The sequence below is a fragment of the Frankia sp. AgB1.9 genome (assembly GCF_016786355.1).
Taxonomy (GTDB): Bacteria; Actinomycetota; Actinomycetes; order Frankiales; family Frankiaceae; genus Pseudofrankia.
This window is the reverse complement of record NZ_JADWYX010000021.1, coordinates 23,197-36,923: the sequence shown is the minus strand read 5'-3', so window position 1 is coordinate 36,923 and position 13,727 is coordinate 23,197. Positions and strand designations below refer to the sequence as shown.

Here is a 13,727-nt window from a genome sequence, read left to right as displayed (position 1 = left end):
CCGGTCAGGGGAAGACGGCGAAGAAACGCCAGTCGAGCACGTCGCGGGCCGGGCCACCCGGCGTCTCGGCATCGGCGCGCACCAGCGTGCGCAGCCGCGCGAGGCCGCCACCCGCCGGCAGCGGCGACAGCTCCTCGACCACGATCTCGCCGCGCAGCGTGTCGCCCTCGTGGACGGGCCCGGTGTGGTCGCAGCCCGCCCAGCCGGCGACGGTGACCAGCGACGGCAGGGCCCGGGTCACCTGGGCGAACGCGAGGCCGATGGTGTGGCCGCCGTAGACGAGGCGCCGCCCGCCCGCCGCGGCCGCGTCATGGTGGACCTGGGCGACGTTCAGCGTCAGCCGGGCCAGCTCGGGGGCGCTGGAGACGACGTCACCGCCGCCGACGACCCAGCGCTGGCCGACCGCCAGGTCGGCGAACCGGGGGCCCGCGCCGAGCTCGGCGACGGGCGTCAGGTCCCAGCCGTCGACCGCGGCGGCGAGCTGGGCCGGCGCCGGGGCCACCCCGACCGCGTCGGTGTCGTCGCCGTGGCCGGTGGCCCGGTCCGGGTCGCGCAGCGGCAGCATGGCGCACCGCCAGAAGTCGAGCACCGGGCGGGCCTGCTGGTCGACGGTGGTGATCCGCAGGACGGCCAGGCCGGTCGGCCGCCGGCCCGGCCGGGCCTTGTTCTGCCGCAGCGCGACGACCTCGGTGCTGGTGCGCAGCGTGTCGCCGATCAGCGGGGCGCGACGGAACACCAGCCCCCGGTAGAACAGGTTGGCCTTCACATGGTGGGTGACCACGGTCGACTGGCCGATCGCCACGTCCCAGACCACGTTCGGCGCCGCGACCGGCCGGTCAGCGCCGGTCACCCGCGCGGCGAGCGCCGCGTCGAGGGCCAGCGGGAGGCGCCCGCCGACGATGGCGCGGTGCGCGTCGGCGAGGCCGCTGGACAGCGTCAGGCCCGGGGCCGAGCGGAAGACCTGGCCCACGGCCAGCTCGTCGAAGTACGGCCCCTCGGCGACCACGGCCTCGGTCTCGGTTCCGGTCGTCGTCACGGCGTCCCCCGCCCGGCCGCAGCGGACTGGGCGGCCGTGGCGGACGGTCCGTCGGTGGCGGCGATGACGCCCGCGCCGGCCAGCCTGCCGATCTCCGCGTCGGACAGGCCGAGGGCCTCGGCGAGGACCGCGGCGGTGTCGGCGCCGAGCCGGGGCGCCTCGCCGGGCGCGCCGTACGCGCCGTCCCAGCGCAGCGGGGAGCGGGCCGTGATCGCCGGCAGGCCCTGTGACGGCACCTCGCGGCGCGGCGCGTCGTCGGCCGGGACCAGGACGTGCGCGAGCACCGGGTGCACCCCGCGGGCGTGCGCGGCGACGACGTCCGTCATCCCCCGGTAGCGGCCCCACAGCACCCGGGCCGCGTCCAGCTCGTCCGCGACCTGCTTGGAGTCGCGGCCGGCGAACCAGGGCCGCAGCACGGCGGCGATCGTCTCGCGCAGCCGGTATCGCGCGTCCTCCTGGGTGAGGTCGGCGTCCAGCGCCGTCTCCAGCGCGGCGAAGACCGGGCCGGTCCCGGTGACCGAGCACAGCGCGGCCCACTGGCCCTCGGTCAGCGCCACGACCATGACTCGCTGGCCGTCGCGGCAGGCGAAGTCGACGCCGAAGCTGCCGTAGACGTGGTTGCCGTGCCGGGGCCGCTCGTGCCCGCTCGCGGCGGCCTCCGACAGCCAGCCCATGTTCGCGACGCCGGCCAGCGCCACGTCGGACAGCGCCATCTCGATGTAGGCGCCCCTGCCGGTGCGGCCGCGGGCGTGCAGCGCGGCGAGCACGGCGGTGGACACCGACAGGCCGGTCACCAGGTCCCAGGCGGGCAGCACGTGGTTGACCGGGGCGCCGCCCTCCTCGGTGCCGGTGATGCCCGGCAGGCCGACCTCCGCGTTCACGGTGTAGTCGACGGCCGGCTTGCCGTCCGGGTAGCCCTGGACCCGGACATGGATCAGGTCGGGCCGGCGGGCGGTGAGGACGTCGTTCGCCATCCAGCGGCGGCCGACGACGTTGTCGATGAGGATGCCGCGGTCATCCCCCGGGGCGGCGATCAGCGCGGTGATCAGCTCACGGCCCTCGGTCGAACGCATGTCGACCGCGATCGAGCGCTTGCCCTTGTTGAGCGAGTGCCAGTAGTAGCTCTCGCCGGTGGGGGCTACCGGCCAGCGCCGGTAGTCGCTGCCACCGCCGACCGGGTCGATCCGGACGACGTCGGCGCCGAGCTGGGCGAGCGTCATGCCACCGGTCGGCCCGGCGACGAAGCTCGCGCACTCGATGACGCGCAGCCCGTCGAGCGGCCGGGCGGCCGCGGCCGGCGTCATGCCGCCCGTCCCGGCGCGCCGGCCGCACGGCCAGGCGGGAGGCTCGGCAGCGGGCTCATCGGACAGTGCGGACGGCGAGCGGGGGCGGGCACGTGAACTCCTTCGCGAGGTCAGGTCGAGGCCGCCGCGGGTCCGCGCCGGCCGGCCCCGCCACCTCCTCCTGGAACAGCTACCGCGACGAATGTATGCGCCGCCGTCGGCGGCCCGACCGCTCAGGACCGACCGAGACCCACCCGACGCCGCCCGTGTTCACCCGACGCTGCCCGGTGGCCGTCGGTCCCGCCGGCCGGGTGCGCCCTACCGTCACCAACGGTCGCCGGTACCGGCCCCGAACCGGATCAGGACCCCGCCGCGCTGACGGCGGTGAACCTTCGTGTTGGCAGGCTGTTACGGCCGGGTACCACCCGTCGCGCCTGCCAGCGGTCAGGTTCATCCTGTGACGCGTGGACGACGACATTCGCGAACTCGTCAAGGCCCCGCCGGCCTATTTGTTCGGATGGCCCGTCCCACTGCTCGACGAGATCGGCGGCCTGCAGCGCGCCGCGTACGACGGCCGCATCGACCTCGACACCTGGCGTCGCCGCGACAGCGAGCTGCGGGTCGGCATGCCGCCGGTCGCCAGCGTCGGCCTCGTCCAGGCGATGCACCGCCGGGTGACCGAGGCCTGGCGGGAGGCCCGCCGCGGCTCGACCGACAGCGCCGACGCCGAGACGCTGCTGACGCTGATGGGGCGGCTGCGCTACCTCACCGAGACCGCGCCGACGGACGCCGCCCTGTTCCACGAGCTCCTCGGGGTCACCCGCCAGCTGCGCGAGTACAGCCAGCACGACAACCTCAACCGCTCGTTCTCGCGCCGGGCGGACCTGATCCGCGGCTGGCTGGCCCGGTCGCCGGACTACGACCTCACCAGCGGGCTGACCTGGGCGACGATCGGGCGCTACCGCTGGATGAGCACGTCGCTGGGCGCCGTCCCGACCTACGTCGACGAGGCCCGCCGGCTCGCCCTGCTCGACCCGGCCAACGCCCAGCAGACCACGGCGAGCAGCGGCGTCCGCGGTCATGACGGCGTGCCACCCGAGATCGCCGCGGCCGAGACCCGGCAGGCGATGCTCTACTCGTCGTTCTCCGTGCTGCTGGACGCGACCTGGCAGCGGGACAGCTTCGACGAGCTCGGCGACGGGATCGCGGCGCTGTGGAACCGGCCGGCGACCCGGCGGCTGCTGATCGAGCTCACCTCCGCCGGCTGGCCGCGGGTGTACGCGACCTTCGACCCCGGCCACGCGACGGTCGCCACCGGGCCGACCGGCCGGCGCGGCCCGGTGGGGACACCGATCTTCCAGGCGACGTCGCAGGACCTCTCGACGTCCCCGCTGGACTGAGGACCCCTCTTCCAGGGTCCTGTTCTCCCGGGCCGGCCGGGCGCGGGCCTCGTCAGGCGGGCTGCCCGACGCCGCCGGTGGAGCCGGTGCCCCCACCGCCGGAGCCGCCGCTCCCGCCGCCGCCACCGACGGTGCCGGCGAGCCCGCTCGGCCAGCCGTGCTGCCCGCACAGGGCCTCGCGGTCGGCTATGCCCTGGGGGGTGCTGATGTCGCTGGTCATGGCCAGCCAGGCGGCCCGGAAGTCCGGGGGCAACGCCCGCTTGGCGCTCGCGCCCGCGGCGAACACCGCGTAGGCGAGGTCTATGTCGCCGACCCGCTTCCCGCCGCTGGACAGCTCCTGGGCGTAGTCGAGCCAGAAGCAGGCGCCCTGGCCGTTCGCGTCGAGGGTGCGGTCGAGCGGGGCGTTGCCGTCGAAGGCCAGCTCGGCGGCGTGGCGCGGGCAGTAGTTGGGCACCGCGGCGCGGGCCAGCGTCGTCGCGGTGGCGACGGTGAGCTTGTCGTCCGACACCAGCGCGGTGGTGGTCGCCGCGCCCCGCAGCGTCATTCCCGCGTCGAGTTCCAGGCAGGTCCAGCTCGCCTGCTCGATCTTCCAGTCGTCGTCGGCGCTCAGGCCGGGCAGGGTGGCGGCCAGCTGCGCCAGGTAGGCCCGGTCACCAGGCGGCAAGGACGGGCTCGCGCTCGGCGTCACGGTGGCCGGGCTGGTCGTGCCGGTCGGCGAGGCGGTCGCGGGCGGCAGATCGTTCTCGATGTTCGGGCCGCAGCCGGCGACGACCAGCGCGAGCGCTCCGGCGAGCATCCCCACGGCGGCCCGAGCCGCCAGCCTCCATGGCCGCATGGCCGCCCCTCCAGAGCACTCCGGGCGGCGAGGATGCGGGCTCGCGCCCACACCGCCCACGAACGAATGGGATTTGGCCATCATCGTCCCGGTTCACACGGGCGCCGCCAGCGGTGTCGCCTGCCGGACGAAGTCAGTTGATCATCCGCCTCGCCCGCGGCTCGTCAACACGGTGGACAACGCCGAGGGACGGTTGGACGGGGTTCCCGGTGTGGTCCGGGTACGTGGCGGCCCGAAGTCACGCCGCCACGCCGGGCGATCCCATGGTCGACTCGTCGCGGTCGTCACGCTGAGTGAGTATGCTGACGTGAACACACGCAATGGATCATCGTCCCGGCGGCCCCGACGCGGGCCGGCGGCCCTTGCGACGTCCGCCGCCGCCAGCTGCCTGCTGACGGCCGCGCTGGTGACCGGCTGCTCCAGCGACCAGTCGCCCGCGTCGGCCCAGACGGTCCTGACGACCGGCCCGACCGTCCCGACGACGACGCTGGCGACCGAGAGTGGCACAGCTTCGCCGGGCTCGACCGCGACCGGCACCGAGGGCAGCGGCTCGCCCAGCGCGACGGGCAGCGCGACCGGGTCCGCGAGCCCGGGTGCCGCCGGCAAGAACCTGACCGCCGTCGCCGCGCCGTACAAGCTGCCGAACGGCGTGACCGGCGCCACGGCGGTCGCCGACAACGGCAAGGTGCTCGCCCTGGGCGGTCAGGACTCGGGCGGCAAGGCGACCGACCAGGTCACCTCGATCGACCCGATCGCGAAGACGGCCACCTCGGCCGGCACCCTGCACACACCGGTCGCGAACGCCGCGAGCTCGGTCGTCAACGGCACCGCGACCGTCTACGGCGGCAACACCAAGGGCTCCGACGACGCCAGCGGCGTGACCGACACCGTCCAGACCTACTCGGGCGGGACCAGCCAGGACGTCGGCAAGCTGCCGGCGCCCCGGGAGAACCTCAACGCCACCACGGCGAACGGCAAGACGTACCTGGTCGGCGGCGACGACGGCAAGTCCACGCAGGGCGACATCTGGTCCACCGAGGACGGCAAGACCTTCCAGACCGCCGGCAAGCTCGACAAGCCGGTGCGCAACCCGGCCGTCGCCACGACCGGCACCGGCAGCGACCAGAAGGTCACCATCTTCGGAGGCGAGGCGTCCGACGGCCCGACGGACGCGATCCAGCAGTTCGACCCGGCCACCGGCAAGACCCAGACGGTCGGCAAGCTGCCCGCGGCCCTGAAGGACGCCTCGGCGTTCACCGTCGGCGGCACCACCTACCTGGCCGGCGGCCAGTCCGGCGGCCAGGCTCAGCCGAAGATCTACAAGTTCGACCCGGCCACCAACAGCGTCAGCGACGCCGGCGACCTGCCGGAGGGCGTGGAGAACGCCGCCTCGGCGGCGACGGGCAACAACGCCTATCTGCTGGGCGGCGAGGTCTCGAAGAAGGTCTCCGACGGCGTTACCGAGCTCACACCGCAGTAGCCGGCGACGCCTCTCGGCCCCCTTCCGCACTGGCGCGGAAGGGGGCCGACTCCTGCGCGGCAGGCACATGCCTGATCGGCACGCCCCTGCGACGGCGCGCTCGGCACACCCGGGCTCTGGGCGTTACCACAGGTAGCGGTCCGATTCGCCCGGCCCACCACGACTGTCAAAAAAGTGGCAGCTAGTGCCATCTGCCATTCCTTGTCATACGATCTCCTCGGATCGCGTGGACGGCCCGACCGCCCGCGCCCGGGGAGGGACCATGACGACCGGCACGGCGAAGGGAACGGCCGCGCGCCGCCTGCTGGCCGGCCTGAGCGCCACCGCGGCCGTCGGCGCGCCGGTGCTGCGGCCGCTCGGCCGGCACGGCGGCACCGAGCGCCTCCAGCCCGCGGACGACGCCGGTCTCACCACTTCCGACGGCGGCGACCCGACCGACGAGGCCGACGCCGCCGGCGGCGGGCTGCGGGAGCGCAAGAAGCTGCGCACCCGGCAGACGATCGTCGAGACGGCGCACGCGCTGTTCACCGAGCACGGCTACGACACGACCACCATCGAGGCGATCGCCGCCGGCGCGGACGTGTCGGTGCGCACCTTCTTCCGGTACTTCGCGACCAAGGAGGAGGTCGCGCTCGCCCCGCTCGACGAGGTCGGCGAGCTGGCGCTGGCCGCGCTCGGCCGCCGGCCGGGCGACGAGCCACCGCTCGCCGCGCTGCGCGCCGCCACACTCGACGCCTGGGTCGCCATGGCGCCCAGGCCGGCGGCGTTCCGCGGCTACGTCGAGCACCTGCTGAGCCAGGACGCGGCGCCCGCGGTCAGCGCCGCGATGCTGGCCCGGATGATGCGCCTCGGTGACCGGCTCGCCACGGCCATCCGGCCCCGCTTCCCGGCGCCGGCCGGGCCGACGCCCGGTGGCGTCGACCTGCGCCCGCAGCTGACCGCCGCCGCCTTCCTCGCCGCGGTACAGGTGGGCATCCGGGCCTGGTTCGCCCGCGGCGACCACGATCTTGACGAGATGCTCGCGATCGTCGAGTACTGCGTCGACCAGCTCGTCCCCGCCGACAGTCCTCCCGGCGTGCCGAGTCCGGCCCCGAGCCCGGCACCGGCCCGCACGGTGGGCCCGCCGCCGGCGGCGCCGCGCTCCGGCCAGCCAACCGGTCCACCACTCCCCGCTGGCGGCTGAGCCGCCCGGTCCGGCCGGGGCCCGCACGCCCCAGGCCCGCGGCCGTCACCAGATTCCACGTGTCAGCCCAGCGGCTGGCAGTCCCAGCGGCGCCGCGTCCCCGCGACCGTCGTCCCGCCCCGCCGTTCCAGCGCGGACAGCCCGGCTGGTCCCCGTCCCGACCCGGCCCGTGGTACCCGACGGCCGTTGCTCGCCCGTTATTTCGCGCTATGTCACGTCATCGCCGTACGCAACGCCGCGCACGCGGAGAAAGGGCATTCCCGTGACCACCACTGACGAGACGGCACTCGCCGCCGGGACTCCGAAAGCGGCCTTCGCCCCCGCGCCGCGCGGCGCCGCAGACGACCTCGTCGCGCGCACCGTCGCGGTCGAGGTCCAGCCGAGCCCGGCGCCGTCGCCGGCCTCCGACGACACCCTCGGGCGGGCGGTAGCCCACCTGAAGTCGCTGCAGGACGAGGCCGGCTGGTGGAAGGGCGACCTCGAGACCAACACGACGATGGACTCCGAGGACCTGATGCTGCGCCACTGGCTCGGCATCTGGAACCCCGAGCAGGCCGAACGCACCGCGCGTTTCATCCGGTCCAAGCAGTACGCCGACGGCTCGTGGCCGATCTACCACGCCGGTCCGGGCGACCTGAACGCCACCGTGGAGTCCTACGTCGCGCTGCGGATGGTCGGCGACAGCCCGCAGGACCCGCACATGCGCGCGGCGGCCGCCTGGGCCCGGGCCCGCGGCGGCGTGCCGGCGACCCGGATCTTCACCCGGATCTGGCTGGCGCTGTTCGGCTGGTGGCGCTGGGAGGACCTTCCCGTGCTGCCGCCGGAGCTGATCTTCGTCCCGGCCAAGATGCCCCTGTCGATCTACAAGTTCGCGTCCTGGGGCCGGCAGACCATCGTGGCCATCATGGTGCTGATGGCGCACCGCCCGGCCGGGACACCGCCGTTCCCGATCACCGAGCTGTTCCCCCCGCCGGCCACCAAGAAGAAGCGGGCGGCCGCGGCGCGGAAGCAGGCGCGCAAGGCCGGCCCCGCCGACGGGCCGACCGCGTGGCGCGACGCCTCCATCGACGACATGTTCTCCGAGCCGGCCCCCGGGACCGAGACCCTCCGGCAGCCGGCCGCGCTCGCCATCGGGCCCGCCAGGCCGGCGCCGGCGAAGGGCGGCCGCAAGGCCAAGGGCCGGCCCGCGGCGCCCGACGTCATGGGCCGGGCCAAGGACGGCGGCGGCCCTGGCCTGCCGCTGCCCACGCGCCTGGTCGCCCGGGTGGGCTTCCGGACCCGCCGCGTGCTGCGGCAGGCCGCCCTGGACCACGTCAACTGGGCCCTGCTGTTCGGCGGTATCGACCGCTTCCTGCACGTCTACCACCGGCACCCGATCAGGCCGGTGCGCTCCCTCGCGCTGGGTCTGGCGGAGCGCTGGATCGTGGTGCGCCAGGAGGCGGACGGCTGCTTCGGCGGCATCCAGCCGCCGACCGTCTACTCGATCATGGCGTTGCGGGTGCTCGGCTACCCGGTGGACCACCCGGTGATGACCGCCGCGCTGCGCTCACTCGACGAGTACAGCGTGACCCTCCCGGACGGCGCCCGGATGCAGGAGGCCTGCCAGTCCCCGGTCTGGGACACCTGCCTGGCGACGATCGCGCTCGCTGACGCCGGCGTCCCGCGCGACGACCCGAGCCTGGTCAGGGCCGCCGACTGGATGCTCGCCGAGGAGGTCAGGGAGCGGCGCGGTGACTGGTCGGTGCCGATCCCGGACGTGCCGACCGGCGGCTGGTCGTTCGAGTTCGACAACGACACCTACCCGGACGTCGACGACTCCGCCGAGGTGATGCTGGCCCTCATGCGGGTCGCCCACCCGCGGCCCGAGAAGGTCGTCGCCGCCACCTACCGCGGCCTGCAGTGGGTCTTCGGCATGCAGTGCGCCGACGGCGGCTGGGGCGCGTTCGACGTCGACAACGCCGGCGAGCTCGTCTACAAGATCCCGTTCGCTGACTTCGGGATGCTGACCGACCCGCCGTCGGCGGACGTCACCGCGCACGTCGTCGAGCTGCTCGGCGAGCTGGGCCTGGGCGACGACCCGCGCACGAAGCGGGGCGTCGAGTGGCTGCTGCACTCGCAGGAGGCCGACGGCTCCTGGTACGGCCGCTGGGGGGTCAACCACCTGTACGGCACCGGCGGGGTCGTCCCGGCGCTGCGCGCCGCGGGCCTGCCCGCGTCGCACCCGGCGATCCAGCGGGCCGCGGACTGGCTGGTCGCCAAGCAGAACCCGGACGGCGGCTGGGGCGAGTCCTGCTACTCCTACGACGAGATGTCGACCGCGGGAGTCGGCGTCTCCACGGCCTCGCAGACCGCGTGGGCGCTGCTCGCGCTGATTGGGGCCGGCCGGGTGGGCGACGGCGTGAAGGGCGAGGCGGCGGCCCGCGGCGTCGCCTGGCTCGCCGAGACCCAGACGGCCGAGGGCAGCTGGGACGAGGACTACTTCACCGGGACCGGCTTCGCCGGCTACTTCTACATCAACTACCACCTGTACCGGCTGGTCTGGCCGGTCATGGCCCTCGGCCGCTACCAGGCGGCCCTGGCGGGCAAGGGGCACTGAGCCCGCCCGCCGCGGCCGAGCCCGCCGTGGCCGGCCGGTCCGTTCCGGGCCGACCGGCCGCGCGGGGTCAGCCCCCGACGGGGGTGCCCGTCGGGGACCCACCCCCCGGCCGGGACCCGGCGGTCCGGGCCGCGGCGAGCAGCAGGCTGACCTTCGCGGTGAGCAGCGACGGCGTGTACGGCTTCTCCAGGTAGGCGCCGTCGGGCCCGGCCGGCCGGTTCGAGCTGACCAGGCCACGCGGGTAGGCGGAGACGTACAGGACCGGCAGGTCGGGCCGGCTGGCGCGCAGCCAGTCGGCGAGCTGGCGCCCGTTCATCCGCGGCATGATCACGTCGGTGACCAGCAGGTCGAGCGCGCGGGCGGACGCCGCGACGTCGAGCGCGCTGCGCCCGTCGGCGGCCGTGAGCACGTCATAGCCCGCGGCGAGCAGGATCCGCTCGGACAGCCGGCGGATCTCGGCGTCGTCCTCGACGAGCAGGATCGTGCCCCGGCCGCCGGCGAGCCGGTCGGCGACGAGCCGCCGGCCGGCCTGGCGCGGCGCCGCGGCGGTCGCCGTCGCCGGCAGCCGGACCTGGATCTCGGTGCCGAGGTCCGGGGTGGAGTCGACGGCGACGTCGCCGCCGGCCTGCCGCACGATGCCGTAGACCGTGGACAGGCCCAGGCCGGTGCCCTGCCCCGGCTCCTTCGTCGTGAAGAACGGTTCGAAGATCATCGGCTGGATGTCCTCGGGGATGCCGTGGCCGGTGTCGGCCACGGTGATCGTCACCTGGTCGCCGTCGGCGCCTCCGGCCGGGGTGCGCGCGGTGCTGATGGTGAGCCGGCCGCCGTCGGGCATCGCGTCCCGGCTGTTGACGGCCAGGTTCATCAGCACCTGCTCCAGCTGGCCCCGGTCGGCCCACACGGTCGCCCGGGCCGCCGCCCGGACGGTGATCTGGATGTCCTCGCGGATCAGCCGCCGCAGCATGTCCTCGATGCCGGTCACCAGCTCATCCACGTCGACAGCCTCCGGCCGCACCGGCTGGGTCCGCGCGAACGCCAGCAGCTGGCGGGTCAGCGCCGACGCCCGCGCCGCCGCCTCCTGGATGGCCGTGACGTCCCGGCGCGCCGGGCCCTCGACCTCGCCCAGCAGCATCGCCGCGTACCCGTCGATCACCGTCAGCAGGTTGTTGAAGTCGTGGGCCACGCCGCCGGCCAGCTGCCCGATCGCGTCGAGGCGCTGCGACTGGCGCAGCTGCGCCTCGGCGTTGCGCCGCTCGGTCACGTCCGCGACCATCGCGAGCGCGCCGCCGCTGGCGGCGTGGGCGCCAGGGGGTGGCTCGTCCGCCCAGGCCGCGTCGTACTCGGCCCGGGCCGTCAGCGCGATCTGCGCGTGCACCCGCTGGCCAGGGGACCGGTCCGCCGTCCGGCCGCCGCCGGGCACGAGCTCGGCCTCGAGCCGCTGGGTGCCCTGCGCCCGGACCCCGACGAGCGCCTGGGCGAGCTGGTCGCGGTACTGGGGCGCCACCAGGTCGGTGAAGGCCCGCCCTCTGGCCTCACGGGGCGTGCAGCCGACCAGGGCGGCGAACTGCGCGTTCGCGTACTCCACCAGGCCTGCGTCGTCGATGAGCACGACGCCCTCGCTGGTGGTCTCGACGATCCCGCGGTACCGGCGCTCGGACAGCCGCAGCCGGCGCTCCGCGGTCTGGCGCAGCCGCAGGTCCTCGAAAACCGCGGCGCCGCGGACCAGGGCGGGGAACCGGCTGCGCAGCGACCAGTACCAGATGGCGACGACCGCGGTGACCAGGTCCCAGAACGCTCCCGCCGGGCCGAGCCCCGGCGCGTCCAGATGGTCGTGCTCGGGCTGCCCGCGCAGCTGCGCCCCGATGGCGGCCACCGCGTGCGCCGCGTGCCCGAGCGCGCAGGTGAAGAAGATCGCCGACGTCGCCATGCCGAGCTTGTTGGTCCGCCACTGGCCGGAGGTCCACAGCCCCCGCGCGATGGTCAACGAGATCGCCAGGTAGGTCAGGACGACGACGCTGTTCGCCACGCTGGCGACCACGTTCGTCATCGTGGGAGCTCTGTCGGCATGGCAACCCGTTCCGTTCCATCAGTCATTTTGGGGGGAAAACGACTTACGGAACCGCGGCGCCGCGCTTACGCGGGTGCTCGTCGCGGCCGAGCCGCAGGTCCGCCGCCGGGCCCCCGGAAGGCGACCAGCTGGACGGCGGCGCGACGAGCACCGTAACACGCGCCAAATCGCGAAATGAGGCCGCGCCGGAATACCGCGGCGGCGTCGGCGAAGGTATCGGTCACCATTGTTCGCGGCCGGCCGCCCGGGTGACCCGGACCAGGACAAAGACGAACAGCTCCGCATTCCTTCGGCCGCGACGGCCAGCGCCTGACGGGTCGACGCCGCGGGTCGGACCGGCGCGCGGACGCTCGGCCGGCCCGGCCGGCTCGGGTGGGCTCGAGTGCGGGCGGCGGCTCGCGGCGGCAATATATCTAGATATCTTCACACCGATGGGGTAGCGTCGGCACACGGGCCGGCCCGGCTGACGGGCGCGGCCGACGGCTGCCGCCTCCGGCGCCGCTCGCGCGTCCTGACGTCACCGGCCGCCCCACGGCCCGCCCGGCAGCAGGAGGATCTCATGGCCGACTACGGCTCCATCGACGCCGACAACCACTACTACGAGCCGCTGGACGCCTTCACCCGGCATCTGGCCAAGAAGTTCACCGAACGCGGAGTCCAGGTGGTCCAGCAGGGCCGCCGGGTGAAGATGCTCGTCGGCGGTGAGGTGAACCGCTTCATTCCGAACCCGACCTTCGACCCGATCGTCGTCGCGGGCTGCCTGGACCCGCTCTTCCGCGGCCAGATCCCGGCGGGCGTCGACCCGCGGACGCTGATGCAGGTCGAGCCGCTGCGGCCCGAGTACCGCGACCGTGAGGTACGCGCCGACCTGCTTCCGGCACAGGGACTGGACTCGGTGCTGCTCTTCCCGACGCTGGGCGTGGGCGTCGAGCAGGGGCTCAAGGACGACATCGACGCGACGATGGCGAGCCTGTCGGCCTTCAACCGCTGGCTGGCCGAGGACTGGGGCTTCGACTACCGCGGCCTGATCGGGGTGCCGATGCTGTCGCTCGCCGACCCGGTGGCCGCCGTCGCCGAGATCGAGTGGCTGCTCGCGCAGGGGGCGCGGATGGTGCACGTCCGCCCGGCTCCGGTGCCGGCCGAGCACGGCACGTCCCGCTCGCTCGGCGACAAGCGCTACGACCCGGTGTGGGCGCGGCTCGCGGAGGCGTCGGTGCCGGTCGCCTTCCACCTGGGCGACTCGGGCTACGAGGCGTCGACCACCGCGTGGGGCGGCACCGCCCGGTTCGAGGGCTACGGCAACATCAGCGTCCTCACCCGGGTCCTGGTCTCCGACCGGGCCATCCACGACACCGTGGCCTCGCTGCTCGTCGACGGCGTCTTCACGCGTCATCCGTCGCTGCGGGTCGCCAGCATCGAGAACGGCTCCGACTGGATCGAGCTGCTGGTCAAGCGGCTGCGCAAGCAGGCCAACCAGCGGCCGTGGGCGTTCGCCGAGGACCCGCTCGACACCCTGCGCAACCACCTGTGGGTCACGCCCTACCTCGAAGAGGACCTCTCGGCGCTCGCCGAGCTGATCGGCGTCGACCGGATCCTGTTCGGCTCCGACTGGCCGCACGGCGAGGGCGTCGCCCAGCCACTGGACTTCCGCAAGGAGCTCGGCGCGTTCTCCGAGGGCGACGTTCGCAAGATCATGCGCGACAACTGCGTCGACCTGCTCGGCGCTTCCCAGGCCGCCGCGTGACCTCGCCCGCCCGCCGCGGCCCAGGCCCGGGGGGGGGGGGGGGGCCCCCCCGGGGGGGGGGCCCGGGCGGGGGGGTGGGTTTTCTGGCCCCCCCCCCCCCGG

General features: G+C 74.6%; 9 protein-coding genes. 5 read left to right on the top strand and 4 right to left on the bottom strand.

Annotation, left to right across the window (positions count from 1 at the left end; genetic code table 11):
• Nucleotides 1-4: 4 nt before the first annotated feature.
• A complete protein-coding gene (locus I6A60_RS10340; protein WP_203042239.1) occupies nt 5-1,036 on the bottom strand; it encodes a MaoC family dehydratase in 1,032 nt (343 codons plus the stop codon).
• Complete coding sequence (locus I6A60_RS10335) at nt 1,033-2,340, bottom strand: CoA transferase (protein ID WP_203055600.1); 1,308 nt, start codon at nt 2,338-2,340, stop codon at nt 1,033-1,035. The genes I6A60_RS10340 and I6A60_RS10335 overlap by 4 nt, the downstream gene beginning before the upstream one ends.
• A gap of 443 nt (nt 2,341-2,783) precedes the next feature.
• Here I6A60_RS10335 and I6A60_RS10330 point away from each other — a divergent pair, with 443 nt between their 5' ends.
• Nucleotides 2,784-3,719 (top strand): hypothetical protein, encoded by a 936-nt coding sequence (locus I6A60_RS10330; RefSeq protein WP_203021814.1) that lies wholly within the window; start codon nt 2,784-2,786, stop codon nt 3,717-3,719.
• Between the two features lie 52 nt (nt 3,720-3,771).
• On the opposite strand, the gene I6A60_RS10325 is transcribed toward I6A60_RS10330, so the two are convergent.
• The gene (locus I6A60_RS10325; RefSeq protein WP_203021815.1) at nt 3,772-4,554 is read right to left on the bottom strand and encodes a DUF732 domain-containing protein; all 783 of its coding nucleotides are present in this window, start codon (nt 4,552-4,554) and stop codon (nt 3,772-3,774) included.
• A 307-nt stretch (nt 4,555-4,861) separates the two neighbouring features.
• On the opposite strand from I6A60_RS10325, the gene I6A60_RS10320 reads away from it, so the two are divergent.
• From I6A60_RS10320 to shc, 3 genes are all read left to right on the top strand, one after another.
• Nucleotides 4,862-6,034, top strand: coding sequence for a galactose oxidase (locus tag I6A60_RS10320; protein ID WP_203021816.1), 1,173 nt, complete (start codon nt 4,862-4,864; stop codon nt 6,032-6,034).
• A 262-nt stretch (nt 6,035-6,296) separates the two neighbouring features.
• Entirely contained in the window at nt 6,297-7,217 is a 921-nt protein-coding gene (locus I6A60_RS10315; RefSeq protein WP_203021817.1) for a TetR/AcrR family transcriptional regulator, read from the top strand.
• 262 nt (nt 7,218-7,479) lie between these two features.
• Nucleotides 7,480-9,813, top strand: coding sequence for a squalene--hopene cyclase (gene shc, locus I6A60_RS43435; protein ID WP_307873622.1), 2,334 nt, complete (start codon nt 7,480-7,482; stop codon nt 9,811-9,813).
• Between the two features lie 67 nt (nt 9,814-9,880).
• On the opposite strand, the gene I6A60_RS10300 is transcribed toward shc, so the two are convergent.
• A complete protein-coding gene (locus I6A60_RS10300) occupies nt 9,881-11,860 on the bottom strand; it encodes an ATP-binding protein (protein WP_203021818.1) in 1,980 nt (659 codons plus the stop codon).
• 580 nt (nt 11,861-12,440) lie between these two features.
• Between I6A60_RS10300 and I6A60_RS10295 the strand changes: the two genes are divergently transcribed.
• A complete protein-coding gene (locus I6A60_RS10295; RefSeq protein ID WP_203021819.1) occupies nt 12,441-13,625 on the top strand; it encodes an amidohydrolase family protein in 1,185 nt (394 codons plus the stop codon).
• Nucleotides 13,626-13,727: the final 102 nt, after the last annotated feature.

Excerpts from the sequence above, each read along its gene's own strand:
- I6A60_RS10295 (WP_203021819.1), top strand. The coding sequence starts at position 12,441 with ATGGCCGACTACGGCTCCATCGACGCCGACAACCACTACTACGAGCCG.
- I6A60_RS10325 (WP_203021815.1), bottom strand. The coding sequence starts at position 4,554 with ATGCGGCCATGGAGGCTGGCGGCTCGGGCCGCCGTGGGGATGCTCGCC.
- I6A60_RS10300 (WP_203021818.1), bottom strand. The coding sequence starts at position 11,860 with ATGACGAACGTGGTCGCCAGCGTGGCGAACAGCGTCGTCGTCCTGACC.
- I6A60_RS10315 (WP_203021817.1), top strand. The coding sequence starts at position 6,297 with ATGACGACCGGCACGGCGAAGGGAACGGCCGCGCGCCGCCTGCTGGCC.
- I6A60_RS10335 (WP_203055600.1), bottom strand. The coding sequence starts at position 2,340 with ATGACGCCGGCCGCGGCCGCCCGGCCGCTCGACGGGCTGCGCGTCATC.